Raw genomic sequence first — 25,637 nt, forward strand, 5'->3', positions numbered from 1 at the left:
CTCGGGCGTGTCCATTCCCTGTCGGATGATTACCTCCTAGGCTTGCGTGCCATGTCGATCGATCGTGCCGCGCTGGTTGCGGGCAGTCTGCGTTGTGCCTCCGGTATCTCATTTCTCGTCGACCCGGTACGGGCGAACCGGCTTTGGGGTGCGGGTGCGCAGGAGTCGTCGCCGACGGCGCGGCTGCTGTTGCGGTCGATGGGCTATCGCGACGCCCTCATCGGAGGGCTGCTGGCGACAGCTGCGGTGCGCGGCAAGAACACCCGTGGCTGGTTCCTGGCTTCGGCTGGCGCGGACGCAGCCGACCTGCTCGGCGGGATCAGCGTGCATGACGAGCTGAAACGGCTACAGCAGATCGTCGCCCTCGGCGGCGCAGTCGTCGGTATCGGAGTGGGGCTCTGGGGTGCCGCGCGGCCGGCCACCGAAGCCAGTGCGTCCCAACTCGGGTAGGAGCAAGCATGCGTGTCGGAGTCCTGACGTTTGTCACCGATGAAGGCATCGGCCCTGCGGAGCTGGGCGCGGCACTCGAAGAGCGTGGGTTCGAGTCGCTGTTCCTCGCCGAGCACACTCACATCCCGGTAAACAATCAGAGCCCGTATCCGCCCGGCGGGCCAATTCCGCGCAAGTATTACCGCACGCTGGATCCGTTCGTGGCGTTGACGGCGGCGGCGGTGGCGACCGAGTCACTCGTCTTGGGCACCGGCATCGCGTTGATCCCCGAGCGGGATCCGATCGTGACGGCCAAAGAGGTGGCATCGCTGGACGTGGTGTCCGGCGGGAGGTTCTGCTTCGGTGTGGGTGTGGGGTGGCTGCGAGAAGAAGTCGCCAATCACGGTGTTGATCCGGCGGTGCGAGGACGGGTCACCGATGAGCGGCTGGGCGCGATGATCGAGATCTGGACCCAGGACAACGCCGAATATCACGGGAAATATGTCGATTTCGACCCAATTTGCTGCTGGCCGAAGCCGGTGACCAAGCCCCATCCGCCGCTGTACATCGGGGGAGGGCCGGCAAGCTTTGGCCGCATCGCCCGCCTAGGTGCCGGATGGATCGCGATTAGCCCGTCGCCGCAGCTGTTGGCCGGTCCGCTCGAAGAACTGCGCTCGCTGGCCGGTGAGGACGTGGCGGTGACGGTGTGCCTGTCGGATGAGACGAAGGTCAGCGACCTCGAGGGCTACCTGCCGCTGGGGGTCGAACGAGTCCTGCTGGGATTGCCGACCGAGCCTCGCGACCAGACGTTGAGATATCTTGACCAGATGGAATCCGAACTGGTCCAGTTGGGATAAGACCGCAACCCAGTCAAGTGTGGGGGCAGGCCTCTGTCTGCGCAAAGTGGTTGTGGTTATTCAGATTTCGTGCCGATACCCGGATCTGGACGGGATCTGTAGCCGTGATGCGCCGAAAATTATTGTAATTTGCGTAATTTCGGTCATTCATGCTGAATTGTGCTTATATTGCTTGACTTTCGTCGGGATCGGCGAGCTAGGGTGGTGGCGTGAATCTCCACTTGAACGCGGACCTGCAAGCCCGCTATCACCGCTTCGTCGAAAGGGTGCGCACATCAGGCGAACTCTGGGTGCTGATTGGACCCGAGGCGCGGGGAGCGTGGGTCGAATCGAACCACTACGTGACCGAGGACGACGAGCCCATCCCCGTGCATCTGGTCTATTCGGCTGCAGCCTATGCGCGCCAGCACGCCACAGGGTCGTGGGCGGCATACGAGCCGGCGGCGTTGGAGCTGGACCAGTTCCTGGCCGGGCCGCTTCAGCACATGCACCAGAGCGGCGAGATGCTGGGCCCCGACTACAACGCCGATCTCGCGGGAGTCGAGATCGAGCCCATCGACCTGGCCCGTGCCCTGCTGGGGGAAGAGCAGCCGTAGCCCGCGCAGTGGAGCCGTTGGCTAGCTCCCGATTCGGCCCAGCAGCCGACGAATCGGGCCCTGCGACTCACCGGTCTCCGGCTGTCGATTGGCATAGGGCCACGGCTGGTTGCGCTCCGGCACCGACGAGGCCCGCTGCTGTTTGAGCTGCATCCGCAGATGCTGACGCAGCTCATGCAACTCGGGGTCGGTCCAACGATTGTCGGTCTCGATTGGATCGGCAGTCAGATCGTAGAGTTCCCACTGGTCGTCCACCGGGTCGGTGCGATAGGTCTCGCCGCCCACACCGTTGCTGGCCAGGTGACGTACCCCGGGCTCGGTCCAGGTTGCCGGGTCGTCAAAGGTGCGCACCAGCTTCCACAAGTGGCCGGCGCCTCCGGGGGCGTCGGAGTCCTCGACCCGCACCACCAGCCCTTCGAAGTTGGCGGCCACGTGCGCGGGCAGCTTGATGCGCAGCGGCGCTGGGGGATTGACCGTGCGTCCCAGCTGTCGGGACAGCAGCGATGCGCCGGTGTCGCCTTCGAGCACGTTGTCGCGTGTCATCAGGTAGATCGCTCGATCTTCGTCGGCGGGGGCCCCGTCGACCACCGCCATCAGATCCCGACCGGGCAGCGGGTGCACCTCGGTGAATGATTCGGCAAGGTTTGCGGCGACGGCCTCGGTGTCGATGCCGGCCGCGCTAAGCAGCGTCGGCACCAGGTCGACGTGCGATGTTGGGGCCGAAACGGTGCGTGCCGTGGTCGCCTCATTGCCGACTCGGGCGATGACGAACGGGACCCGGGTGGCCTCGTCGTAGAGGTTGAACCACTTCTGATGCAGCCCGCCATGAGCCCCGAGCAGATCACCGTGGTCGGATGTGCGTACCAGGACGGCGTTGTCGGATCCGCCCTCGGTCACCGCGCGGCGGACCCGGTCAATCGGCCCGTCGTTCTCGGCGTGCAAGCGGTAGTAAAGATCGCGGTAGCGCTGCGCGTTGCGCTGGTAGGTGCGCTTGATCGCCGGTGCCACGCCGTATCCGGTGTAGTACGCCTGCCGGAATGCGATCTGTGCGGCCGGCTTTGTTCTCAGGCCCTCGTCGGCGGTGGGTGGTGCCGGCACATGTGGGGGGTCTAGGTGCGACGGCTTCAACGGGCCGAATCGCACCCAGGCCGGGAACAGCACCACGTCGTGCGGGTTGATGAAGCTGGCCACCAGCAAGAACGGACGCAGCGCCGCTTCGTCGCCGGCACGGCGGCGCGCATAGCGGTCCTCGAGCCACGCAACAACTCGATCGGCGATCAGCGGGTCACGACGGAAACCGCTGTTCGCGTTGCCCGCGCCATGCGGCTCGGGGCCCACCCAGCCGGAAAAGCCGTACGGGCCGAGCGGGTCGGCGTCGAGGTAGCGCTGTACGGCCGCCGGGTCGATCTCGCCGTCGTCGTCGTTGGTGGCCAGCGAGAGGCCGGTGTCGGGGTCTTCCAGATCGGCATGCGAGATGTGCCATTTGCCGTCGTAGTGGGTGTCATATCCCGCCGCGCGGAACCAGTTGCCCAGAGTCGGTACCTCGCCCGCCCGCAGCCAGCGCAGCCGGGAGTCGTCGAACCGTTTGCCGATGCCATCGGTTTGCGTGACACCGTGCAGGTCGGGGTACTGGCCGGTGAAGATCGTCGGGCGACTCGGCACACAGGCCAGCGATCCGGTGTAGTGCCGGGCGAAACTCACCCCGTGTTCGTCGAACCAGCGACGGCCGGTGAGGGTGCGCTGCCGCCAAGCCAGGACGTCGGCCGACTCGTAAGGGGGAACCGCGCGCTCCTCGTCGGTCATGATGATGACGATGTCGGGCCCCTCAGGCATGCGTTTTCTCCAATCGGCTCGCCAATCCGGCAAGCATCGCGTCGGACTGCTTGGCCAGCACGCGCAGCGCAACCCGCTCCGCCATCTGAGCCAGCCGGCTGGTCCCGACCTCTACCGTGCTCGTGAGATCCACGATGGTGGCGTTACCGCTTCGGCGCAACCTCCAGTGGTTGGCGACCTTGCGGAGGCGGTTGGGTAGGCCCTCGATGTCATAAGCCAGCGAGGTGGGCGGGTCGAACGCGGTTATGCGTTCCACCAGGGTGTTGCGGCCCACCTGTACGCGGCGGGTGGTGCCCACCGGCTCCCCGTCGGGGCCCTCATTCAACACGCACGAATGGTCGATGCCGTCAGCCCACGTGCTCAGGGCGCCGAAGTCGGCGAGTACGTTCCAAATCGCCTGCGGCTCGGCCACTATGGTCCGGCTACGGCTGATATCTGCCACTCAGCCATCCAACACTATGCGGCAGGCTCGCGCGCCAAGTTGGTCTGTTCGCGTCCTCGACGCGGGACGCGGCCGCCGTTGCCCGGCCGGGTCGGCGATGCGGCGGCGCGGGGTCACGATGGCAGTGATCGGACCTGCCCCTCGAACACCGTTCCCCAAATGGGGAGGTCTTTGAGGCCGTCGACGCCGACCTGGTAGGGGTCGTCTTCGAGGACGGTGAAGTCCGCGTACTTGCCGGCGCGGATCGATCCGAGGTCGTTTTCTTTGCGCATGATCCAGGCGGCGTCGATGGTGATGGCCCGCAGTGCGGCGTGCAGGCTTATCCGCTCCTGCGCGCAGTTGAGGTTGCCGTTGATCGTGATCCGTCGGGCCGCGACCCAGGCGAGGGTCAGCGGGGCCAGTGGCGCCATGGGGCAATCGGAATGCAGGCCGAACGGGACGCCGAGGCGTTCGAGTGATCCCAGGCGCACCAGCTCGGCGCCGCGGTCGCTGCCGAGCCATTCCGAACTGTAGATATCGCTGAGTAGGTAGTGGTAGTAGGGATTGGCGGAGACCACCATGCCCAGCTCCCGCATCTGCAGGTTCTGTTCCTCGGTGGTGTAGCCGAAGTGTTCCAGGACGGTGCGGTGACCGATCCGGGGATGGATCCACTGCAGGTGGCGTACCAGGTCGATCAAGGCCTCGGCACTGAGGTCGCCGACGGTGTGGGCGTGCAGTTGGTAGCCCTCCCGCCAAAAGACCTCGGCCCAGGTCCGCGTGACTTGCAGCGGGGCCATCCACATCCCGGTGTGGCCGTCGAGGTAGCCGGGATACCCGAACTGGGCCATTCCGCTGAAGATCGCACCGTCCATCATGAGTTTGAAGTGGTGGTCAAATCCGACTCGTCCGGAGGTCATTTGCGCCCACTCCGCGACAACGGCCACGGCCTCCTGCGGGGTGACACCGCGGGCCAGGAAATCAGAGATCAACGGGGTGAGCACGATCCTGGACGGTGCGTCGATCTCCCGCGAGATCCTGTTGATCAGCCGGATCTCGTTTTCCGGATTGCCCATGCTGCCGACGCCCATGTCCAGACAGGTCGTGACGCCGGCTAGGTGGACCATGCGGAAGAAGTTGGCCATGCCTTCCCCATACCGGGCGGGTTCGAACAGGAGTTGCGGCAGGCGGCTGGCGCCGACCAGGGCCATTGCGCCGTTCTCCCAGAAGCGTCCGCGCTCCCAGTCCACCTCGGGAAGATCGGCGAACTGCTGCTCGCTGAGCCCCATCCAGTCGATCGCGCCATCGTTGGCGATCAATTCATGGAACGACCGGTGCCAGAGGATGACGGGCCGGGTTCCGAACATCGCGGTCAGCTCGGGGCGCCCGATCGGCCCGTGCCAGAGCGGGTGGTAGCCCCAGGCCACGAACGGCACGCTCCAGTCCGGGTGGGCGTCGACCAGTTCCCGCAACTGCGTGCGGAACGCGTCCGGGGTCGTTGCGCCGGCAAAACGTCCGGTCGGCAGGTTCCAATCCGCGGGAGCGAGGAACGGAAACTGAGTAAGCACCGCAGGCAATGAGGGGTGCACGTGCGGGTCGATGAAGCCGGGAAGCACCACCTTGTCGGACAGCCGCTCGTCGACCACGTATTCGTGGCGGTTCAGCCAGGGGCGCATCGAGTCCAGCGAACCGACGGCGACAATCCGGCCGTCGGCCACCGCGACCGCGGAGGCCTCCGGTAGTGAGGGCGTCATCGTCAGCACCTTGCGGGCCGGGAAGACAGTGATCGGATGCGTGGGGCCCTCGGACATATGGCCAGCTTGCTCCACGGGCTCACCCCAGCGGTACAAATCAACGAAATCGGCGGCCGTCGGCTATTTCAGTTCCGCTAGAGCTAGTTTCGCCGCATTGGCGCCACACATGCCATGGGCGCCCGGCCCCGGCGGCGTCGCGGCCGAACAGATGTAGGTGCCCGGCACCCCGGTTCGATAGGGCGACAATGTCACCCGCGGCCCAAAGGTCAGCTGGCGGATATCTTTGGCGCCCGTCATGATGTCGCCGCCGACGTAATTCGGGTTATATCTGGACATCTCGGTGGTGCTGCGGACGGTCTGCCCGACGATGTGCTCCCGGAATCCCGGTGCGAAACGCTCGATCTGCGCGATGATCGCGGCGGTGGCGTCGCCGGTGTAGCCGTTGGGGACGTGTGCTTAGGTCCACAGCGGATGGATATTGCCGACCGAGCGCTCAGGATCGGCCAGGTACTGCTGCCCGACCAGAACGAATGGTCGTTGTGGCATCCGTCCGGCATGGACCTCGCGTTCGGCGGCGGCGAGCTCGGCGTAGGGGCCTCCCAGATGCACCGTCCCCGCCCGGCGGGCCTGCGGGTTGGTCCATGGTACGGCGCCCTCGATGGCGAAGTCGACTTTGAATGCGCCTGGCCCGCGCCGCAATTTGTTGTAGGCGCGGGCAATCCGCCCGGGCATCCGGTCGCCGAGGATGCCGGCGACGGCGTCCGGCGCGAGGTCGAACATGGTCACGTCCGCCGGTGGCAGCTGCGATGCCGCCTGTACCCGTACGCCCGTTTCGATCTTGCCGCCAAGCTCGTCCAACGTTGCCACCAGCGCGTTGGTGATTGACTGCGAACCGCCGGCCGCTACTGGCCAGCCGTGCCGGTGGCCTGCGGTGATGATGCCCAGGCCGATGGCTGAGGTCATCGGGTAGTGCAGTGGCCGAAACGCATGCGCGGCAACGCCTCCGAACAATGCCCGGCCCTGGTCGGTGCGAAACAGCCTGGCCAGCACCGAGGCGGGAAGCACCGTCGGTGCACCGAACCGGGCCAATGTGATCGGGTGCCCGGGAATGCTCAGCAGCGGACCCATGATGTCCTCGGCCAGCATGTCGAATCGTTGCGAAGTCCAATCGAACAGGGCCCGCCATCGGCGACCATCGGCGCCCAACCCGTCGGCCGTCTGGCCTACCGAACGGTGCAGCACGCCCGCGCTGCCGTCATCGAGCGGATGCACGCAGTCGATATCGGGCAGCAGCCAGCTCAGGCCGTGGCGGTCCAGGTCCAGGCCGGCGAGGAACTCCGAGCCGACGGCCATCGGATGGATGGCCGAACAGTGGTCATGCACCAGGTCGGGCACGATGGCCTCGCTGCTGCGGGCACCGCCGCCCACCTCCTCGGCGGCCTCGAGAACGGTGACCTGCAGTCCGGCTTTGGCCAGGGTGATGGCGGCGGCGAGCCCATTGGGCCCGCCACCAGCCACGATCGCGGTCTGCGATGCACCTTTCATGCCAGCGCCCCATGCTCGCGGTCCTGCCCGTCGCGGATCCGTTCCCGCCTGCCGCCGAGCGACCAGGTCACCTGCGTTGGGATCGGGCCGTTAGGCAGCCACGGTTGCTCGGCCACCGCATCGGCAACCTTCCAGGTGCCGCGCTCGAGCACGCCCAGGGCCGAGTCGATGACCTTGTAGTGCTGCACCTTGCTGCCCCAGGCCTGCGACTCCACCCATACGACGACGAGTTCACCGGGCTCGAACGCGGCCTGTGTCTGCATCGCCGCGATCAGATCTTCGTTGTGCAGGTGACCGTCGCCGAAGTTGAACCCGATCAACGAGTTGCAGATGAACTCGCCTTCCCGCACGGTGCGGGTGTCGATGTCGGGCAGGTTCTTCAGCAGCACCGAGAACAGGCCGCGGCCCTGGCTGTGCATGCTGCGCCAGGCGATCGAGTGCTGCATCGTGATCTCCGCCCACTGCGGCTCATAACCGAAGTCGATGAACTGGTCGAGCTGGTTCTTCGACGACCGGGTGACCTTGTTGAGTTTGTGCTCGGTGCCCGGAGCGAAGGCCCATACCGCGGAGACCCAGTTGCCGGCGTATTGGCGCATGGACGGCAGGAAGGAGACCTTGTCGGGCCGGAAGTTGCCCAGGATCGGGAAGAACAGCAGTGCGGCGACGATGGCGGCCAACAGCCATGGCGACGACATGGAGGTCACGCCGTAGCCCTGCCAGGCCGGGAAGTCCAGGAACAGAAAGATCGTGGCGTAGGCGAACAGCACGTTCCATTCCAGCGGGACCGCCAGCGGGAACGTCGAAATGATAAACAGGTGGAACGACACCATCAAGGCGGCGGCCGCCAGGGTCAGCCACTTGTTGGTGGAGAACAACAGCGTCAGCGGGGCGAGGACTTCTACCGTGGTGCCGGCGGCGTGGGCCATCACCTCGGCAAGCCGAGACGGGCGCAGGTCCCGCGGAAAATTGCGGTAGTGGGCCCGCTTGAGCCACCTGAACGCAATGGCCGGGCTGTTGCTCACCATCGGGGGGATGACGTTGGCGAAATGCTTGCCGAACTTGGATGCGCCGGCGCCCACCCATACGACAATGATCAGTAGCTTGAGCGCGATGATCATGTCCGCGAAGTTCGCGAATCCCAGCACCGCGAAGAAAAACATCGCCGGCAGATACTGCTCGCCGCGGGCGCCCAGGAAGATCGTCTTGTCGCGCAGTCCCACCAGGACCAGCAGCACCATCGGCGCGATCAGCAGTGCGGGACTGACCAGGCCGGATGTGTTTCCGGGAAGCGCCGCCGACAGCGAGTCACTGGGTACGCCGGGCGAAAACAGCGCAACCGCCACACTGACCAGCAGGGCGACATAGAGCGCAACGTCCAACAGAGTGCGCCGGTCGCCCTTGGTGAACGGCACCCATTTCCATGGCCGCAGCCGGATGGTGCCGGGGCGGGCCCAGAAACGAATGCCGCCGGTCATCGGCTTGATCTTGCCGGCGAGGGGCCCCCAGGAACCGGCGACGCCAATGGATTCCAGCAGCACCGTCCACAGTATGACCTTCTGGTACACAATCGGTTGGTTCCACCACGCGGCCACGTGCAAGAAGGCCGGCAGCCCTGAGGTCAACGTGGCAACGATGACCCCGCCGAGCGCGTAGCCGAAGATGAGCTTCAGGATGTAGATGGCATGCACCATCCGCGGCGACGGGAACCCGTATTCCACCCAGCTCTGGGCGAGGATGCGCCCCCGCTCCATCAGCGGTTTGCGCAGGAATGTGTCCGGATCAACGTCGGGAAAGCGTGGTTTGAAGAATCCCATCGCAGTGGCTCCTTGATTCATTGAAACTTGTTTGGTCAGGTCGAAGGTGGATCGGGACACCGTACGAATCAGGTGATGTGGCCCACACCGTCTCGACCGGATGAAATTGCTTGTTCGCACTGTCCTGGGAGGACAAAAGCACCGCTAAGACCCGGTTCTGTCGGACCCGTCAAGACGTCTAGTGTCGGTTCATGGCGGAACGAAACCGCACCGACGACGCGGTGGTCGGCAAAATCGTGGTCGAGGTCGTGTACCGCCTTAGCGCCCAATTAGCCGAGGCGACCGCATCGATTCAAGGCACCCTGGAACGCGAAATCGTCGAGCTGCGCGGTGACGTGCAACTGCTGGACCTTCTCCACGCCAGCGTCGAGGGAAACGTGGCCGCGGTGCTCAACGCGATCCACTACGACATTCCGATCGAGCGCGTTGAGTCTCCGACAGCGGCGCTGGAGTACGCCAGGAGGTTGGCGCAGGCGGGGGGGGGGGGCGGGTCAATGCGCTGGTGCGTGCCTACCGGCTTGGTCACAAAGAGATGCTGGAGCGAATCATCGATGGGGTCCAGGAAGCGGGCGCCGATCCCGCGCTGAGCCTTGATGTGTTCAACCGGATCTCCGAGGTCACCTTCAACTACATCGACTGGATCTCGCAACAGGTCGTGGCGGCCTACGAGGCCGAACGCGACCGGTGGCTGGAAAACCGCAGCCGAGTCCGCAATGTCCGGATCGCGGAGATTCTCGATGGCGGCGACATCGACACCGACGCGATGACCAAGTCGATTCGCTACCCGTTGCGAAAGGTGCATCTCGCGCTCGTCTTGTGGTTCCCCGATGACGCGACCGACGGTAACGAGTTCGAGAGGCTGGAGCGGTTCTTGGACGAACTTGCCGAGCACCTGGGTACGGGCAATGCGCTGTTCGTGGCCGCGGATCGGATCACCGGGTGGGGGTGGATCCCGTTGCGGGCCAATGATGCTGGCCTGACCGGGCGGGTCCGTCGCTTCGTCGCGGGCCACACCGATGCGCCGCACGTCGCATTGGGCCAGGCGTTGCCGGGCGTCGAAGGGTTCCGGCGGGCGCACCGTCAGGCGCGAAACGCACACCGTGTTGGTGTCGCGGTGGGTGCATCCGCGCCGGCGGTCATGGCGGTCAGCGACGAGGGACTGTCCGCGGCCGCATTGATGGGTGCGGATCTGCCGGACGCCGGGGCCTGGGTGCGCGAGACCCTGGGCCCGTTGTCCACCGATTCGGACAACGATGCCGTGCTGCGCGAGACGCTTCGGGTCTTCCTGCGCGAAGGGGGTAGTTACAAGGCGGCGGCCGAGCGCCTGCACCTGCACTACAACTCGGTCAAGTACCGGGTTGCCCGGGCGGTCGAGCGTCGGGGCCGGCCGATCGACGACGAGCGGCTCGACGTCGAGATGGCGCTACTGGTCTGCCAGTGGTTCGGCGCGGTGGTGCTCGGCCCCGGGCGGTGAGGGTGCCGGCGCCGTGGGTACAGGTCGTTGGAGGCAATCGGTGGCGTTACCGCTACGGTTTAGGTAATACGCCCGACTAATAGAACGAAGATGGCGGCAGAACAAGCAATGTACGAACAGGTCAATAGCTACGTCGTGGATCCTGCCGACGTGGGTTCACGCATCGACCCAGTGCTGGCCCGGAGCTGGTTGCTGGTCAACGGCACGCATGCCGACCGATTCCAGGCCGCGTCGCATTCTCGCGCCGACATCGTCGTGCTCGACATCGAGGATGCGGTCGCCCCCAAAGACAAGGGCAGCGCTCGCGACAATGTGGCGCATTGGCTCGGTGACGGCAATGCCGACTGGGTTCGCATCAATGGCTTCGGCACCCCGTGGTGGGCCGACGACATAGCCATCCTGGCTGGCAGCTCGGTCGGTGGTGTCATGTTGGCGATGGTGGAATCGGTTGACCATGTCACCGAGACCGCTAGGAGGCTGCCCAACGTGCCGATCGTGGCATTGGTCGAGACGGCCCGTGGCCTGGAGCGCATCACCGAAATCGCGTCGGCCAAGGGCACCTTCCGGCTGGCTTTCGGCATCGGTGACTTCCGCCGGGATACCGGCTTTGGCGAAGACGCCACCACGCTGGCGTACGCGCGGTCACGATTTACCATCGCGGCCAAGGCGGCCGGCCTGCCGAGTGCGATCGACGGGCCGACCATCGGTTCCAACCCGCTCAAACTCATCGAGGCCAGCGCGGTCTCGGTGGAGTTCGGGATGACGGGCAAGATCTGTTTGTCGCCGGAGCAGTGCTCGGTGGTGAATGAGGGGCTGTCCCCGTCGCAAGATGAGATCGGCTGGGCGAAAGAGTTTTTCGCCGAGTTCGAACGCGATGGGGGAGAGATCCGAAACGGCTCCGACCTGCCGCGTATTGCCCGCGCAACCAAGATCCTGGATCTGGCGCGTGCCTACGGCATCGAGGCCTCTGACTTCGAGGACGAGCCGGTGCACTCACCCGCGCCAACCGACACCTATCACTACTAGTCACTACTAGGTTGTGACGGGCTAGGCGGCGTGCCGGGCGAGTGAAATGCCTACCCTGACCTCGAGTTCGCTGGCCGTGACGGTCTGCACCCGCGGCGGGGCGCCGGATCGATAGCTTGTTCCCGTTGGCGTGGTGAATTCAGCTGTGTGCGTGTGGGTTTCGTGCATACTCGTCTCGACTCGCCAACCGTACGCCTCCTTGGCGTAGTTGCAGCGCTCGCACGATCCCAGGCCGTTGTCCGCTGTGGTGGGGCCGCCTTTGGCCCAAGGCCGCGCGTGATCGCGGTGTCGGATCGGGGCGTCGCAGTAGGGAGTGCGACACCGCTGATCCCGCAACTCGATGAAGGCGGCCAGGCCGCGGGGAAATAGCCGCGCTCGTGATTCCATCGCTACCAGCGCCCCGGCTCGGGGATGGGCGTAGAGCCTGCGCAGCGTCGCCCGCGAACGTCCGTCGGCGACAGCGTCGGCGACCATCGTACGGGCGACCGCCGCGGGGATTGGGCCATAGCCGCAGACATCCGCGGGTGCGCTATCGGCTCCCAGCAGTGATTCATCCGTCAGCACCAGGTTGACCGCGATCGGAGTCGGGACCGCCGCGTCGCGCCCGGTGACCCGCTCGACCAGGGTGTCCGCCATCACCTGCCCGCGGGAGCGCCCGTCACACCGGGTGTCTGCCGCACGGCGCAGCGCCGCGTACACCGATATGCCCTGGGCCACCGGAAATAGCGCGGTCAGATAGGTCATGGTGTCGGGAGCCGGGCGGATGGTGACTGTCCGTTCCCTCTCGGCCTTGGCCGCCCGGTCGACGACAGCATGTGGGTCCAGCCGGTAGGCGATCGCTTTGGCCGCCGCGGCGACCCGAGCATCACCCATCCCCTCAAGGCCGGACGGGTCGCCACACAATTCGGCATCCAATTCGCGCCGGTGCTCGATGTCCAGACAAGCGCTCTCGCGAACGATCAGGGTGGCCCGCCACTCCGACAGCAACCCGCATTCCAGCGCCGCCAGTGTGTGCGGCATTTCATGCACTAGTGCCTTGGCGAATCCCAGGTGGCGGCTGCCCCGGGCGGGCGAGTCTCGTCGCGCCAGCGCGATCTCATTGGCCAGACCACGTCCACGCCGGGCGGCTGGCACGCCGGCAGCTGATTCGGCAGCTCGGCGTGCCGTGTCCAAGGCGGCCGCCGCGCGGGCCTGGCCTGCTGCGGCTGCCGATTTGACCCTCTCCAGCTCAGCAATGCGCTCGACCAGCGCGGCTTGGTCGGCGGCGGGATCGACAGTCGCCAAGGATTCGAACATGTTTTCGATTCTAGCAGGTTCCACTGACTGGACGACAGCCCCCGATACGCTGGCTGGATGAGCCGCGAGGCCCGGATCCGGGTGGCTCGGATCTATGACGACGTCGAACCCGACGACGGCCAGCGCGTCCTGGTCGACCGCATCTGGCCGCGAGGCATTCGCAAGGACGACCCCAGGGTCTGCATCTGGTGCAAGGGCGTCGCCCCGTCTACCGAGTTGCGTCAGTGGTACCACCGCCAACCTGAGCGATTCGACGAGTTCGCGGCGCGCTATGAGGCGGAGCTGTCTGGCAGCGCGGCGCTGGCCGAACTGCACACGCTGGCCCAGGGCGGTGTGGTCACGCTGGTCACCGCTACCCGAGAGGTAGCTGGAAGTCACGTGGCCGTTCTGGCGAATCTGCTGAAAGCCCGCTGAGATTCGTCGCTCGGGGGTGCGCTGCGTGAGACGATCTCCGGGTGCAGCTGGGATTGCATGCGCTGGGAATCGGTGCCGGGGCCGACCGCTCGATGATCGACGCCGTGGCCTGCGCGGCCGATGATGCCGGGTTTGCCACATTGTGGGCCGGCGAGCATGTCGTGATGGTCGACCGGCACACATCGCGCTACCCGTACTCCGAGGACGGCGTCATAGCGATCCCGCCCCAGGCGGACTGGCTGGACCCGATGATTGCGCTGAGCTTCGCCGCCGCCGCCGCCTCCCGTATCACCGTGGCGACCGGGGTGCTGCTGCTGCCGGAGCACAACCCGGTAGTGGTGGCCAAGCAGGCGGCAAGTCTGGACCGGTTGAGCGGGGGACGGTTGACGCTTGGCGTGGGCGTCGGCTGGTCTCGCGAGGAGTTCGCGGCGCTGGGTGTCCCGTTTCAGGATCGTGCTGGTCGTACGGCCGAATACGTCGCCGCGATGCGCACCCTGTGGCGCGACGATCTCGCCTCGTTCACCGGGGAGTTCGTCCGGTTCGATTCGGTTCGGGTGAATCCCAAGCCCGTGCGCGACCGACGGGTCCCGGTCATGGTCGGGGGCAACAGCGATGCGGCGCTGCGCCGCGTCGCGGCCTGGGCGGATGGCTGGTACGGCTTCAACCTCGACGGCGTTGGCGCCGTCCGCGAGCGGGTTGGCACGCTCGACCGGCTGTGTGCCGAGTCGGGCCGCAACCGTGATGAGCTGCGGTTGTCCGTCGCCCTGCGCTGCCCCCAGCCGTGCGACGTCGATGCGCTGGCCGAGCTGGGGATCGATGAGTTAGTGCTGGTTGAGACGCCGCCCGAGGCCGCCGATGCGGCGCAAAACTGGGTTTCGGCGCTGGCAGAAAGATGGCTGTCCACAGTGTGGGTTAGGTAGGCTCCCCGTTGACATGCTGTTCCCGAGGGGACTGACCGACCTCGACGACGAGGTCCGCAGCGTTCCGCCGCCGCCGGCGCCGGAGGTCCCCAGCCCGTACGCGTTCCGGCTGGCTGATCCCGACGCCGACGCCGACGCCGAGAAGATCGCTGACTGGATGCGCCGGCCGCACCTGCTCAGGGCCTGGGATGCCGCATGGCCGGCGTCGCGGTGGTACCGCTACCTGCAGGCACAACTCGAGGGCGACTACTCGCGACCCTACATCGGCAGCTTAGAAGGCCTGGACTATGGATACCTCGAATTGTATAGGGCTGCAAAAGATCTCATATCAACGCTATATGAGTCTGACCCCTATGATCTTGGCATCCACGCCGCAACGGCTGAACCGAAGTTCGTTGGCCTGGGAAATGCCCAACTCTTGCTGCCGCACTTCGTGGCCAGCGTACTCAATGCCGAACCGCAATGCCGCCGGATCGTCTTTTCCCCGGACTATCGCAGCAGGGGCACCCGCCGATTCTGCGAGAACGGTGGCTGCACATTCCTGGGCGAACATGACCTGCCGGATCGTCGCGTGGCGCTCTACGTGCTACCGCGCACTCTCGACGACGTGCCCGGACTACGCAGCTGAAGGTTTCGCTTCAGTAGTCGTAGCGAGCTATCGGGGGTTCGCAGGTGCGCTGCGTCCAGTCCAACGACTCGCTGAACGACATTGCGGCAGGAATCATTTCGCTGGTCACCAGCCCGTGACGGGTGGTCAGGTCCTCGACAATCTCGAAGCTGCGCGCGATCGCCTCGGGTGTGTCGATGATGATCGTGGTTACCGGCACATCGCGGGTGATCCGAAACAGCTTGTCTCCGTGTGTTCTGCGGTCGCCATGAAACCCCCAGATGCCGCGTAGGGCGGTCGCTCCGCGCGCCGCCCCGGACTGCATCAGTCGATGCACCAGGGCACGGTGGATGGGCACCCCCTCGTGGTGACTGGCTTCGGAGGTGTGCACCATCAGCTTCTGCCACAGGTGGCGTCCTTGGTCATCGGTCGGCGGCAGCTGTTGGGGGCGGGCGAACAATCTGCCGTCGTTCTTGCACAGCCGCACCCGTTCGATGGTCAACAGCGGGTTGGTCAGTACGGCGGCGAGTTTGGTGGCGGCGGCGGACACCTGCGCGGCCGTTCCGATGCCGATGACCATGAGCGGAACGTTGACATTGCGGCCAAAAAAGCGGGCCCGGAATCGTTCGCCATCTGCTGTGCCGTCCACACCAAGAAGTACCGTGGCCCCGGCAAATCCATGCTGCCATAGCAACTCGCAGACGGCATAGGCGGCGGGGGATCCGCCAACCCGGACCTGGCGGCCGACATAGACGGTCAGCTTTGCGGCGTCCGCGGTTTGCTGCTCGATGTCGTTCAATGCTTCGACGCCGTTGTTCCGGGTCACCAGTCGAGCGCGCTCGAGTGTCAACAGCGCCCGGCCGGTCATCGCCGTCACTTCGTCGACCAGCGAGCGGATCTTGGACTCGACATCGACGGCGACGACTGTCACCGGAGGGTCCTCGGACAGGCTCAGCGACTGGTCGCTGCGCAGCTCGTGCTTGAGGCCGAAACCGGTGGTACCGCGCAGCATTACGCTCGTGGCGATGCCACGGTTGCCGAACAGATCCAGCATCGCATCGGCCAGGAACCGATTGGTACCCACAACGCGATGCCGCTCACCGAAGTACGCGGTCAACTTGAGGCTCTGCGCGCTCATAGCAGCTGCGCGATCCAGTGCCCCAACAACGCCGCCCCGAGGCCGGCGAGCACGCTGAGCCCAATATTGGCCAGCGCGACCCACATTTGCCGTTCCTCGCTCAGCCGTTGGGTTTCCAGCATCCAAGTGGAGAAGGTGGTGTAGGCGCCCACAAACGCGGTGCCCGCCAACAGGGCCGCGTCCCGGGACAGTGCCAGGCCGGCAAGGAATCCGAGTAGTGCTGCACCGCTGACGTTTACGGCGAAGGTGCCAAACGGAAACGTCCTGGCCATTCTGCGCGCGATCGTGCGGTCCACCAGAAAGCGCAGCGTCGAACCGAGGCCCCCAATGACCATGACGCCCATCCAGACCACCACGGTGCCTGCGGTCATCAGCGCACCCGCACGCGGCGAACCGCGACTGTCGCCAGTTTGACCGCCAGCAGCCCGAAAGTAACGCTCACGAGCGTGTAGACGAGGGCCAGTGCCCAATGGCCGTACTCGATCATCTTCAGCGTCTCGACTTGCATCGTAGAGAAAGTGGTTAGGCCGCCACACAATCCGGTTCCCAACAGTGGGCGTCGGTAGCTAGACAACGGCAACCGCTCCAGCAGGCGGGTGGTGAAGTAACCCACCAAGAAGGCGCCGACGATGTTCACGGTGAAGGTGGGCCAGGGCCACTTGGCCGGGTCGGGGACCGCCAGAGTGCTCAATGCCGCGCGGGTCAGGGCGCCCAGGGCTCCGCCGGCGAAAATCGCGGCCAGTTCTCGGTAGTCGGGGCGTGCCACCAGTCGCTTCCCTCCCGCGGTACAAGTTCGTGTCCATTAGCAGCCTAGGTGGGGACTTGCAAGTGGGTAAATCCTGGGAAATACCTGGGAAGTTCCCGAGTGGTAGGGGGAGGCAGAATTGGTACTCATGGTTGCCAACCCGCGGGCCGGACAGCCGGCCCAGCCCGAAGACCTGGTCGATCTGTCCCACCTGGTGACGGCCTATTACACCATTGAACCCGATCCGGACGACGTCGCCCAGCAGGTGGTGTTCGGCACTTCGGGTCATCGCGGCTCCGCGCTGAACGCAGCGTTCAACGAGGCCCACATTCTGGCCATAACCCAGGCCATCGTCGAGTACCGCGCCGCACGTGGCACCACCGGACCGCTGTTCATCGGCCGTGACACACATGGTCTTTCGGAACCGGCCTGGGTGTCGGCGCTGGAAGTGCTCGCCGGCAACAACGTGGTCACCATGATCGACTCGGCGGACCGCTACACACCGACGCCGGTGGTCAGCCACGCGATCTTGACCTACAACCGCGGCCGCACCGAGGCGCTGGCTGACGGCATTGTGGTCACGCCATCGCACAACCCGCCGCCGGACGGTGGCTTCAAATACAACCCCCCCAACGGGGGCCCGGCCGACACCGACGCCACCAACGCAATAGCCAAGCGCGCCAACGAAATTCTGCGGGACGGGGCAGGCGTGGCGCGGATGCCATTGGCCCGAGCGCTACGTTCCGCGCAGCGGCATGACTACCTGGGCAACTACGTGGACGACTTGCCCAACGTGGTCGATATCGCTGCCATCCGCGAGGCTAGGGTTCGCATCGGTGCCGATCCGCTGGGCGGGGCCAGTGTGGACTATTGGGGTGAAATCGCCAGTCGGCACGGTCTGGCGCTCAGCGTGGTCAACCCGCTGGTCGACGCGACCTGGCGGTTCATGACGCTCGATCACGACGGCAAGATCCGGATGGACTGCAGCTCACCGGATGCGATGGCCTCGCTGATCGCCAACCGGGACCATTACCAGATCGCGACCGGCAACGACGCCGACGCAGATCGACACGGCATCGTCACCCCTGATGAGGGGCTGCTGAACCCGAATCACTATCTGGCGGTGGCCATCGACTATCTGTACACGCACCGGCCGTCGTGGCCGGCAGGCATTGCCGTGGGCAAGACCGCCGTCAGTTCGTCGATCATTGACCGGGTCGTCGCAGGAATCGGCCGTGAGCTTGTGGAAGTGCCGGTCGGGTTCAAGTGGTTCGTCGACGGCCTGATCGGCGGCACCATCGGGTTCGGCGGCGAGGAGTCGGCGGGCGCCTCGTTCCTGCGGCGCGACGGATCGGTCTGGACCACCGACAAAGACGGCATCATCATGGCGCTGCTGGCCGCGGAGATCCTGGCCGTCACCGGCGCCACGCCTTCGCAGCGGTACCGCGCGCTGGCTGATCAATATGGTGCCCCCACGTATGCCCGGGTAGACGCGCCCGCAAATCGGGACCAGAAGGCCCGTCTGGCCAAGCTGTCGCCCGACCAGGTCAGCGCCACCGAACTCGCTGGTGAGCCGATCACCGCCAAGCTGACCCAGGCGCCGGGAAACGGGGCACCGCTGGGTGGGCTCAAGGTGACCACCGCCAACGCGTGGTTCGCGGCGCGTCCGTCGGGCACCGAAGACGTCTACAAGATCTATGCAGAGTCCTTCAACGGGCCCGCGCATCTGGCCGAGGTACAGAAAACCGCGCGCGAAGTGGTGAATCAGGTGATCGGGTAGTCGTTGCGGCCAGCGACTTTGAACCCGTGATGCTAGTGGTGTAGCTTCGATGAGCACGACTTCGCGGGGCTATGGCGCAGCTGGTAGCGCACCACACTGGCAGTGTGGGGGTCAGGGGTTCGAGTCCCCTTAGCTCCACTCGATTTGACTGGGCATCTTGCGTATTTCTACGCGGGATTTGAGTGGTCAGGAGTGGGTTGACGACCGTGTTCGTCCGCACGCTGAAAGCAGGCTCGAACACCGGCCGACTGAGTGGCCAAGGCCCTGCACTCGCAGGCCACTCGGGTACCCCGAGGCGTTGGAAGCGAAGGTCGAGTCGCTCCGCCGTTCCCAAACCGCGGGCAAAGTGTCCGACGGTTACCCGCCGAGCTTCCTACTGACCTTGGCCATGGCCACGGCCACGGCTTGGAGCGCGATGAGCCCGTTCGGACCGTCTTTGAAGCCCTTGTCCAGCCAGCAGCTTGCGGTGATGCGGGAGTGTGTTGCGCGTCGGCCGGCCCTTAGCTGATCACCGACACGGTGTCGTCACCCTTATTTGCGACATAGACGACGCCGGCTTCGGCGCCGGTCGGGCTGACCGCCACCTCGATCGGCTTGGTACCGACGGAGATCGTGTCTATGACGGCGTTGGTGGTGGGGTCGATCACCGACACCGTGTCGCCGCCCCTGTTGGTGACGTAGATGTCGCCGGCTTCGGGGCCGGTGGGGCTGACCGCGCCACCCCAAACGGTCCGTTGCCGACGGAGACGGTGGCGGTGACGCTCTAGCCCGCACCTCCGTCACCGCCGTCACCGCCGTCACCGCCGGTGCCCCCGGCGCCTCCAGGGCCGCCGGCCGCACCGGAGGAGCCACTGCCGGCGTTGCCGGCGTTACCCGTGCCTCCGGCGTTACCGGCACCGACGACGCCGGTGCCGCCGGTGCCGCCGTCACCGCCGCTGCCTCCGGTGCTGCCGCTGCCACCTTCACCGCCCTCGCCGCCGGTGCCGCCGGGGCCGGCGCTGCTGGATCCGCCGCTGCCGCCTGGACCGTCCTGGCCGCCTTGGGCGCCGGCGCCGCCGTTGATGCCGCTGATGATTCCGTTTGCTCCGGTGCCGCCTTGGCCGCCTTGACCGCCGCTGTTACCACTGAAAGTGGAGACGCCGCCGGTGCCGCCCTTTCCGCCTTGACCGCCGAGGCCGGCCGTGCTCCCGGTGCCCGGTGTGCCGGGTCCGGCACCGGCCGTGCCGCCGGCTCCACCCTGGCCGCCATTGCCGCCATTGCCGCCATTGCCGCCGGTGCCGCCGGTGCCGGCATTGTCGGTACCGGTGTCGAACGGATGCCGCCTCCGGCTCCGCCGGCTCCGCCGTTGCCGGCAGCGCCGCCGTGGCCTCCGGTGCCGCCTCCGTTGCCGGCCCCGCCAGCACCGCCTACGCCGCCGTCGCCGCCAGCGCCACCAGCACCAGCGTGCTGGCTCGGATCTTTGCCGCCGGTGCCGCCGGTGCCGCCCGTGCCGCCTTGGCCTCCGGCGCCTTGGATGCCGCCGGTGCCGGTTCCGGCTGCGGCGCCCGTTCCGCCGGTTCCGCCTGCGCCGCCGGTGCCTCCGGTGGCGCCTTGGGCGCCGGCGCCGCCGGCTGCTCCTGGGGTGGTGCTGTTGTCGGTGCCGTCGCCGCCGGATCCTCCGGTGCCTCCGGTGCCTCCGGTGCCTCCGGTGCCTCCGGTGCCGCCGGTACCGCCCTGGCCGCCGGCACCTTGGATGCCACCGGTGCCGGTTCCGGCTGCGCCGCCGGTGCCGCCTTGGCCGCCTGCGCCGCCGGTGCCTCCGGTGGCGCCTTGGGCGCCGGTGCTGACCGTGGTGGTGTTGTCGGCGCCCGTGCCGCCGTGGCCGCCGAGTCCGCCGGTGCCGCCGTCGCCGGCGGAGCCGTCAGTGCCGGCCACTGATCCGGTGCCGCCTTGACCGGCCGCTCTGCCGGTTCCTCCGGTGCCGCCTTGGCCGCCGGCTTGGCCGACGAGGGTTGGGTCGGTGCTGTTGTCGGTGCCGTCGCCGCCGGTGCCGCCTTGGCCTCCGGTTCCGCCGGTGCCGCCTTGGCCTCCGGCGCCTTGGGTGCCGCCGGTGCCGGTTCCGGCTGCGCCGCCGGTTCCGCCTTGGCCGCCTGCGCCGCCGGTGCCTCCGGTGGCGCCTTGGGCGCCGGCGCTGACCGCGGTGGTGTTGTCGGCGCCTGCGCCCCCGTGGCCGCCGAGTCCGCCGGTGCCGCCGTCGCCTGCGGAGCCCTCGGCGCCGGTCACTGATCCGGTGCCGCCGGTGCCTGCGGCTCCGCCGGTTCCTCCGGTTCCGCCTTGGCCGCCGGCTTGGCCGGCGAGGGTGGGGTCGGTGCTGTCGGTGCCGGTGCCTCCGGTGCCGCCTTGGCCTCCGGTTCCGCCGGTGCCGCCTTGGCCGCCGGCGCCTTGGGTGCCGCCGGTGCCGGTTCCGGCTGCGCCGCCGGTGCCACCTTGGCCGCCTGCGCCGCCTGATGCGCCCTGGCCGCCAGTGCCGCCGTCGACTGCGCCCATAGAACCGGTGCCACCAGTACCGCCGGCCCCGCCCTGGCCGCCCGCTCCGCCTGCGACTCCGGCATTCGCACTGTTGTCGCTACCGGCTCCGCCTTGGCCGCCGGTGCCGCCGACGCCCCCGACACCGCCGGATCCACCGACTCCCGAGTCGGTGCCTCCGGATCCGCCGGTTCCTCCGGCTCCACCGGCGCCTCCGGTGCCGCCGATGTCTCCGCCGAGTCCGCTGCCGGCAGCTGCGTCGGCGCCGGTGGTTCCGGTGCCGCCATCCCCGCCTGCGCCGCCGTCGCCGCCGGTACCGATGGACTGGCCGCTAGTGCCGCTAGTGCCGCTGGCGCCGCCGACCCCGCTTGTGGTGCCGGCCGCGCCGCCCTGACCCCCGGCGCCCCCAGCGCCGATGTTTCCGCCAGATCCGCCGGCTCCGCCGGTCCCGCCGATCGTGGTGTTGGCAGCTCCGGCGCCGCCGTCGCCAGCTTGGGCGCCGCTGTTGCCGCCCGTCCCGCCGGCTCCGCCATCGCCGTTGTTGCCCGCCGCGCCGGCTCCGGTCCCGGCGGGACCGCCTGCCCCGCCGGTCCCGCCGTCACCGCCGGCGCCACTGTCCCCGCCGTCGTGGCCGCTCGCGCCGCTGCCGTCCAGTGCGTCCGCGCCGGATCCGCCGGTTCCGCCAGTCCCGCCGGTGCCGCCGTGTCCGCCGGATCCGTTGGTGCCGCCGAGGCCGCTGTTGCCGCCGGTGAGGCCGGTTCCTGCGGCGGCGTCGGTGCCTTGTCCGCCGGTTCCTCCGTTGCCGCCGTCACCGCCGTCACCGCCGTCACCGCCGTCTCCGCCGATGCCGGCGTCGCCGTGGGTTCCTGTGGTGCCGCCGGTGCCGCCGAAGCCGCTGTTGCCGCCGGCTCCGCCTGCGCCGGCGTCGCCGCCGGTGCCGCCTTGGCCTCCGTCGCCGCCGATGCCGGTGGTGTTGTCCGCGCCGGATCCGCCGGTTCCGCCGGTGCCGCCAGTCCCGCCGGTGCCGCCGTGTCCGCCGGTTCCGCCGGTGCCGCCAGTCCCGCCGGTGCCGCCGTGTCCGCCGGATCCATTGGTGCCGCCGAGGCCGCTGTTGCCGCCGGCGCCGCCGGTTCCTCCGGTGCCGCCGGCGTATCCGGTGCCGCCGGTGAGGCCGGATCCTGCGGCGGCGTCGGTGCCTTCTCCGCCGGTTCCTCCGGTGCTGCCGTCACCGCCGTCTCCGCCGATGCCCGCATGACCCCTGGATCCGTTGTGACTGAACAGGTTGCCGGCACCGCCGGCTCCGGCTTGGCCGCTGGCACCGCCGATCCCGCCGTCCCCGCCAGCACCGCCGATACCGGTAAGACTGTCTGCGCCCGTGCCGCCGCCGCCACCGGCGCCGCCAGCACCGGCGTGGCCCCCGGTCCCACCGCAGCCGAACAACAGCGCGGCTTGACCGCCGGCGCCGCCGTCGCCGCCAACACCGCCACCGCCACCAGTGGCGCCGTTGCCTCCGTCGCCGACACCGTTGCTGCCATCAGCACCAGCTCCGCCGGCCCCGCCGTCCCCGCCGGCACCGCCACCCATCAAGACGCCGCCGCGTCCGCCGGCCCCGCCGTGGCCAACCACGCCTCCGGTGGCGCCGACTGTGGTAGCAGCCCCGCCGGCCCCGCCGTCTCCGCCGGAGCCAGCTCGGCCCAACAGCCATCCGGGGTTGCCGCCGTCGCCGCCGGCACCCCCGGCGCCACCGGCAGTGCCGACTCCGCCGGCGCCACCACCGCCGCCGTGCCCGAAGAGCAGCGCGGCCTGACCGCCCGCCCCGCCTGCACCGCCGCCGATGCCGCCGGTGCCGCCGTGTCCGCCGAAGCCCAACAACCATCCACCGTTACCGCCCTCGCCGCCCGCGAAGCCGCCATCGCCGCCGGCGCCGCCGTGCCCGCCGAAGCCCAACAACCACCCGGCATTGCCACCATCGCCGCCCCCGAGGCCGCCGTCACCGCCGGCGCCGCACAACAGTCCGCCGTGGCCGCCGTCGCCACCGGCGAACCCACCGTTGTCGCCGCCAGCCCCACCAGCCCCACCGCGGCCCCACAGCGCCGCCCATCCGCCGGACCCGCCGGTCTGCCCAGTTGCACCGGCACCGCCAGCGCCGCCGTTGCCATACAGCAGCCCGCCGTGCCCGCCGGTGCCGCCGAAGCCGCCACCGGAGCCGCCGGTGCCGCCCATCCCGCCTGCGCCGCCGTCGCCAAACAGCCACGCACCTCCACCGCTACCCCCGCTACCGCCACCAGTGCCGCCCGCACCGCCGATGCCACCGCGGCCAAGCAGCCACCCGCCGCTGCCGCCGTTGCCGCCGGTGCCGCCGCCTATTCCGCCGGAGCCGCCAGAGCCACCGTTGCCCCATAGGCCCGCGGATCCGCCGGCCCCGCCGGCCTGCCCGGGCGCACCGGCCGCGCCGTTGCCGCCACTGCCGTAGAGCAGCCCACCGTCGCCGCCCGCACCACCGGGGGTTGTCGCATTGGCACCGTTGCCGATCAACGGGCGCCCGAGCAGAGTCTGGACCGGCGCGTTGACCGCGTTCAGCAGATTCTGCTCAACGTTGGTCGCCTCAGCCCACACATACGAACTCGTCCCAGTGTTCAAAGCCGCAACGAACCGGTCGTGAAACGACGCTATCTGTGCGCTGATGGCCTGATACTCGACGCCGTTGGCGCCAAAGAGCGCTGCGATGCGCGTCGATACCTCGTCAGAGCCAGCAGCTAACAACTCTGTCGTGGCGACGGCAGCCGCCGCGTTGGCCGCGCTGACCGCCGATCCGATGTTCGCCAATTCACCTGCGGCCGATGAGACGATTTCCGGTGAGATAGACATGTGCGACACAGGGCAGCTCCAAAACACGCTCGGTGACGGCAGTGCACCCGCAGCCAGAATTGATGCGGTTGGTATTGGGAAAGAAAATAGGTAGGCGGCCTACTGGCGTAGGTTCGCTTTGGAGAGATTGCCAAGGTGAGCCCGTCGTTGTGGTCCAGCCTTTGTGCGACTCGGTCACGCGACGTTCGGATGGGACGACTCTGCGGGACACGACATCGACCAAGTGCCAACCGCACACGTTGGACCGAAGCATTCCTAGCCTCGTCACGGTCAACAAAAGTGTTGGGGCAGAGGATAACCCGACGTCATGGTCGGGAACCCGAAGATCGGGCAGGATGCGCGACGCGACTCGAGATGCTCAAGGTGCCGAACACCAATCATGTCGTGATGGTTGGCCGCGATCACGAAATCGGCAGTGTCATTTGGTGTTCATGCGGACCTCATGATCGGCGGTCGGCCGGAGGCGAGGCATGGTTGCGCACCAATCCTGGGACTGTTGGTGCGGATCGGCCAATTCTGCACCGGCAGAGCGCCCAGGCAGCCAACAGTCGGCCTCTGCGTGCAGCGGGTCGCGACGTACGTCGGCTCGTACATCTGGGCGAGCGCCTGGTAATCGGTTCGGCCGGTTTAGCGTTTCGCGTCGGTGCCGGAGATCGCAAAGTGCTTGAGGGATCGGCCAGCGAAGTTCTACCACCACCCACACGAGCTCGTGTTGTTCGACCGACGATCGTGTTGCCGCGACTGGTATCGGCGCCGGTCTGATGCTTCGCGCCGGCCTCGCGTGGGTCCCAGCGATAGCGACGTCATCCAAACCATCGATCCGAACAACGCGGGCGACACCCGCGTTTCCGTTGACTGATGGAGCCGCTTCTCACAACGACCGCTTATTCGATTTGACTTTCATTGTCGTTTGCGAAGCCAGGCGCACTCTAGACCTGGTCAAGGCGAAGATCGGAAGTTAGCAATTGAGCCGATAACTGTCGGCAACGTAATTTTCGACCGTGAGCTGCTGCTACGCACCTGCCTCGGTGGGGGAGTTAGTCGATAGCCGAATGGGGGAGAGGAAAGTTTATACCAGGAATGCCTGGTTGGCCCCAATTGCTTGAGCCGGGGTGTATAAGAGGTTTTCCGAGAATGGTCGCTGAGACTGGCCGGATGCGGCGCGTATGCCCGGCAGGGCTGGCGACAAGGGTGCTTGGACATCTGGGGCGACGTCGCCTCGATATCCCGTGGCTCGCACGCCGGAGCCCTGGGGTCGAGCCCACCTGCACCGGCTGTGATCGGCAGTCGGGCGGGTGGCCCCGAACGCGCATTGCCTGACAGCGCACCCGCCCGTCGCGGTGCCTTTCCGCCTCAACGCATTTCATCAGAGCAGTACTGCCGCACGTCGCGGCAGGGCAATTCCCGGGTCGGGGCGGCCGCAAAGCTGTGCGAGGCGGCCCGCCGCGCCGGCGTGATATCGGCTGCGATCAGGGCGTTCGGCCACGCCTGGGTACGGGCATTGCCGGCGCCGCCGTAGCCACCGGTGGAGAGCGGCCAAGCTCGCTTCTCGGCGGGCCTCGACGACAAAGACTGCGGCCGCAGACGAAGGGTCCGCGGCGTCAAAACCCAACTCTGG

Annotated in this window: 19 protein-coding genes, 1 tRNA gene and 3 pseudogenes; 11 read left to right on the plus strand and 12 right to left on the minus strand. The window is 67.5% G+C overall.

Annotated elements, in window-relative coordinates:
• The first annotated feature begins 51 nt into the window (after window positions 1–51).
• From MMSP_RS09220 to MMSP_RS09230, 3 genes are all read left to right on the plus strand, one after another.
• Complete coding sequence (locus MMSP_RS09220; RefSeq protein ID WP_012393410.1) at window positions 52–450, plus strand: DUF4267 domain-containing protein; 399 nt, start codon at window positions 52–54, stop codon at window positions 448–450.
• An 8-nt stretch (window positions 451–458) separates the two neighbouring features.
• Window positions 459–1,286 carry an LLM class F420-dependent oxidoreductase gene (locus MMSP_RS09225; RefSeq protein ID WP_012393411.1) on the plus strand — a complete coding sequence of 276 codons (828 nt, stop codon included), beginning with the start codon at window positions 459–461 and terminating at the stop codon, window positions 1,284–1,286.
• A gap of 209 nt (window positions 1,287–1,495) precedes the next feature.
• The gene (locus tag MMSP_RS09230) at window positions 1,496–1,882 is read left to right on the plus strand and encodes a DUF2750 domain-containing protein (protein WP_020786403.1); all 387 of its coding nucleotides are present in this window, start codon (window positions 1,496–1,498) and stop codon (window positions 1,880–1,882) included.
• 21 nt (window positions 1,883–1,903) lie between these two features.
• Here the strand turns inward: MMSP_RS09230 and MMSP_RS09235 are convergent, their stop codons facing one another.
• From MMSP_RS09235 to MMSP_RS09255, 5 genes and pseudogenes are all read right to left on the minus strand, one after another.
• Entirely contained in the window at window positions 1,904–3,715 is a 1,812-nt protein-coding gene (locus MMSP_RS09235) for a sulfatase-like hydrolase/transferase (RefSeq protein WP_020786404.1), read from the minus strand.
• Window positions 3,708–4,157: an SRPBCC family protein gene (locus MMSP_RS09240; protein ID WP_036426377.1), complete on the minus strand. Its 450-nt coding sequence runs from the start codon at window positions 4,155–4,157 to the stop codon at window positions 3,708–3,710. The genes MMSP_RS09235 and MMSP_RS09240 overlap by 8 nt, the downstream gene beginning before the upstream one ends.
• 113 nt (window positions 4,158–4,270) lie before the next feature.
• Window positions 4,271–5,944 carry an amidohydrolase gene (locus MMSP_RS09245; protein WP_020786406.1) on the minus strand — a complete coding sequence of 558 codons (1,674 nt, stop codon included), beginning with the start codon at window positions 5,942–5,944 and terminating at the stop codon, window positions 4,271–4,273.
• Between the two features lie 63 nt (window positions 5,945–6,007).
• Window positions 6,008–7,432: pseudogene (locus tag MMSP_RS09250) on the minus strand (phytoene desaturase family protein).
• Window positions 7,429–9,246 carry a DUF3556 domain-containing protein gene (locus MMSP_RS09255; protein ID WP_036427188.1) on the minus strand — a complete coding sequence of 606 codons (1,818 nt, stop codon included), beginning with the start codon at window positions 9,244–9,246 and terminating at the stop codon, window positions 7,429–7,431. Before MMSP_RS09255 ends, MMSP_RS09250 begins: the two are co-directional and overlap by 4 nt.
• 191 nt (window positions 9,247–9,437) lie before the next feature.
• On the opposite strand from MMSP_RS09255, the pseudogene MMSP_RS09260 reads away from it, so the two are divergent.
• Window positions 9,438–10,720 (plus strand): annotated as a pseudogene (locus tag MMSP_RS09260) (PucR family transcriptional regulator).
• Window positions 10,721–10,828: 108 nt separating this feature from the next.
• Window positions 10,829–11,746: a CoA ester lyase gene (locus MMSP_RS09265; protein WP_020786412.1), complete on the plus strand. Its 918-nt coding sequence runs from the start codon at window positions 10,829–10,831 to the stop codon at window positions 11,744–11,746.
• A gap of 21 nt (window positions 11,747–11,767) precedes the next feature.
• On the opposite strand, the gene MMSP_RS09270 is transcribed toward MMSP_RS09265, so the two are convergent.
• Complete coding sequence (locus MMSP_RS09270; RefSeq protein WP_036426378.1) at window positions 11,768–13,042, minus strand: HNH endonuclease signature motif containing protein; 1,275 nt, start codon at window positions 13,040–13,042, stop codon at window positions 11,768–11,770.
• A 57-nt stretch (window positions 13,043–13,099) separates the two neighbouring features.
• On the opposite strand from MMSP_RS09270, the gene MMSP_RS09275 reads away from it, so the two are divergent.
• Genes MMSP_RS09275 through MMSP_RS09285 form a run of 3 tightly spaced genes read left to right on the plus strand, consistent with a single transcriptional unit; the run spans window position 13,100 to window position 15,004 of the window.
• Window positions 13,100–13,456: a DUF488 domain-containing protein gene (locus MMSP_RS09275; RefSeq protein WP_020786414.1), complete on the plus strand. Its 357-nt coding sequence runs from the start codon at window positions 13,100–13,102 to the stop codon at window positions 13,454–13,456.
• 41 nt (window positions 13,457–13,497) lie between these two features.
• Complete coding sequence (locus MMSP_RS09280; protein WP_020786415.1) at window positions 13,498–14,376, plus strand: LLM class F420-dependent oxidoreductase; 879 nt, start codon at window positions 13,498–13,500, stop codon at window positions 14,374–14,376.
• Window positions 14,377–14,389: 13 nt separating this feature from the next.
• Window positions 14,390–15,004, plus strand: a complete 615-nt coding sequence (locus MMSP_RS09285) for a GNAT family N-acetyltransferase (RefSeq protein WP_036426380.1) — start codon at window positions 14,390–14,392, stop codon at window positions 15,002–15,004.
• A gap of 10 nt (window positions 15,005–15,014) precedes the next feature.
• On the opposite strand, the gene MMSP_RS09290 is transcribed toward MMSP_RS09285, so the two are convergent.
• Genes MMSP_RS09290 through crcB (MMSP_RS09300) form a run of 3 tightly spaced genes read right to left on the minus strand, consistent with a single transcriptional unit; the run spans window position 15,015 to window position 16,887 of the window.
• Window positions 15,015–16,121 (minus strand): DUF190 domain-containing protein, encoded by a 1,107-nt coding sequence (locus tag MMSP_RS09290; protein ID WP_020786417.1) that lies wholly within the window; start codon window positions 16,119–16,121, stop codon window positions 15,015–15,017.
• Window positions 16,118–16,492 (minus strand): fluoride efflux transporter CrcB, encoded by a 375-nt coding sequence (crcB, locus tag MMSP_RS09295; protein WP_012393424.1) that lies wholly within the window; start codon window positions 16,490–16,492, stop codon window positions 16,118–16,120. Before crcB (MMSP_RS09295) ends, MMSP_RS09290 begins: the two co-directional genes overlap by 4 nt.
• Window positions 16,492–16,887, minus strand: coding sequence for a fluoride efflux transporter CrcB (crcB, locus tag MMSP_RS09300; RefSeq protein WP_015355027.1), 396 nt, complete (start codon window positions 16,885–16,887; stop codon window positions 16,492–16,494). Before crcB (MMSP_RS09300) ends, crcB (MMSP_RS09295) begins: the two co-directional genes overlap by 1 nt.
• A gap of 127 nt (window positions 16,888–17,014) precedes the next feature.
• Here crcB (MMSP_RS09300) and pgm point away from each other — a divergent pair, with 127 nt between their 5' ends.
• The 3 genes from pgm (at window position 17,015) to MMSP_RS29780 (ending at window position 19,154) form a co-directional block, all read left to right on the plus strand.
• Entirely contained in the window at window positions 17,015–18,646 is a 1,632-nt protein-coding gene (gene pgm, locus MMSP_RS09305; protein ID WP_020786418.1) for a phosphoglucomutase (alpha-D-glucose-1,6-bisphosphate-dependent), read from the plus strand.
• A 65-nt stretch (window positions 18,647–18,711) separates the two neighbouring features.
• Window positions 18,712–18,784 (plus strand) — tRNA-Ala (locus MMSP_RS09310).
• Window positions 18,785–18,944: 160 nt separating this feature from the next.
• Window positions 18,945–19,154 carry a hypothetical protein gene (locus MMSP_RS29780; protein WP_161628242.1) on the plus strand — a complete coding sequence of 70 codons (210 nt, stop codon included), beginning with the start codon at window positions 18,945–18,947 and terminating at the stop codon, window positions 19,152–19,154.
• Here the strand turns inward: MMSP_RS29780 and MMSP_RS29785 are convergent.
• The 3 genes and pseudogenes from MMSP_RS29785 to MMSP_RS09325 form a co-directional block, all read right to left on the minus strand.
• On the minus strand, window positions 19,147–19,299 hold the full coding sequence (locus tag MMSP_RS29785) for a hypothetical protein (protein WP_084472545.1): 153 nt from the start codon (window positions 19,297–19,299) through the stop codon (window positions 19,147–19,149). The two genes, MMSP_RS29780 and MMSP_RS29785, sit on opposite strands and share 8 nt — an antisense overlap.
• A 4,249-nt stretch (window positions 19,300–23,548) precedes the next feature.
• Window positions 23,549–24,019 (minus strand): annotated as a pseudogene (locus MMSP_RS29790) (PE family protein); the annotation flags it as partial.
• Between the two features lie 1,353 nt (window positions 24,020–25,372).
• The gene (locus tag MMSP_RS09325) at window positions 25,373–25,624 is read right to left on the minus strand and encodes a hypothetical protein (protein WP_131807368.1); all 252 of its coding nucleotides are present in this window, start codon (window positions 25,622–25,624) and stop codon (window positions 25,373–25,375) included.
• Between the last annotated feature and the right edge of the window lie 13 nt (window positions 25,625–25,637).

Source organism: Mycobacterium sp. 012931 (genome assembly GCF_000419295.1).
In the GTDB taxonomy this organism is placed as follows: domain Bacteria; phylum Actinomycetota; class Actinomycetes; order Mycobacteriales; family Mycobacteriaceae; genus Mycobacterium; species Mycobacterium marinum.

Coding starts and splice junctions, on each gene's coding strand:
- MMSP_RS09220 (WP_012393410.1), top strand. CDS start 52: ATGTCGATCGATCGTGCCGCGCTGGTTGCGGGCAGTCTGCGTTGTGCC.
- MMSP_RS09225 (WP_012393411.1), top strand. CDS start 459: ATGCGTGTCGGAGTCCTGACGTTTGTCACCGATGAAGGCATCGGCCCT.
- MMSP_RS09235 (WP_020786404.1), bottom strand. CDS start 3,715: ATGCCTGAGGGGCCCGACATCGTCATCATCATGACCGACGAGGAGCGC.
- MMSP_RS09245 (WP_020786406.1), bottom strand. CDS start 5,944: ATGTCCGAGGGCCCCACGCATCCGATCACTGTCTTCCCGGCCCGCAAG.
- MMSP_RS09255 (WP_036427188.1), bottom strand. CDS start 9,246: ATGGGATTCTTCAAACCACGCTTTCCCGACGTTGATCCGGACACATTC.
- MMSP_RS09265 (WP_020786412.1), top strand. CDS start 10,829: ATGTACGAACAGGTCAATAGCTACGTCGTGGATCCTGCCGACGTGGGT.
- MMSP_RS09270 (WP_036426378.1), bottom strand. CDS start 13,042: ATGTTCGAATCCTTGGCGACTGTCGATCCCGCCGCCGACCAAGCCGCG.
- MMSP_RS09275 (WP_020786414.1), top strand. CDS start 13,100: ATGAGCCGCGAGGCCCGGATCCGGGTGGCTCGGATCTATGACGACGTC.
- MMSP_RS09285 (WP_036426380.1), top strand. CDS start 14,390: ATGCTGTTCCCGAGGGGACTGACCGACCTCGACGACGAGGTCCGCAGC.
- MMSP_RS09290 (WP_020786417.1), bottom strand. CDS start 16,121: ATGAGCGCGCAGAGCCTCAAGTTGACCGCGTACTTCGGTGAGCGGCAT.
- crcB (WP_012393424.1), bottom strand. CDS start 16,492: ATGACCGCAGGCACCGTGGTGGTCTGGATGGGCGTCATGGTCATTGGG.
- pgm (WP_020786418.1), top strand. CDS start 17,015: ATGGTTGCCAACCCGCGGGCCGGACAGCCGGCCCAGCCCGAAGACCTG.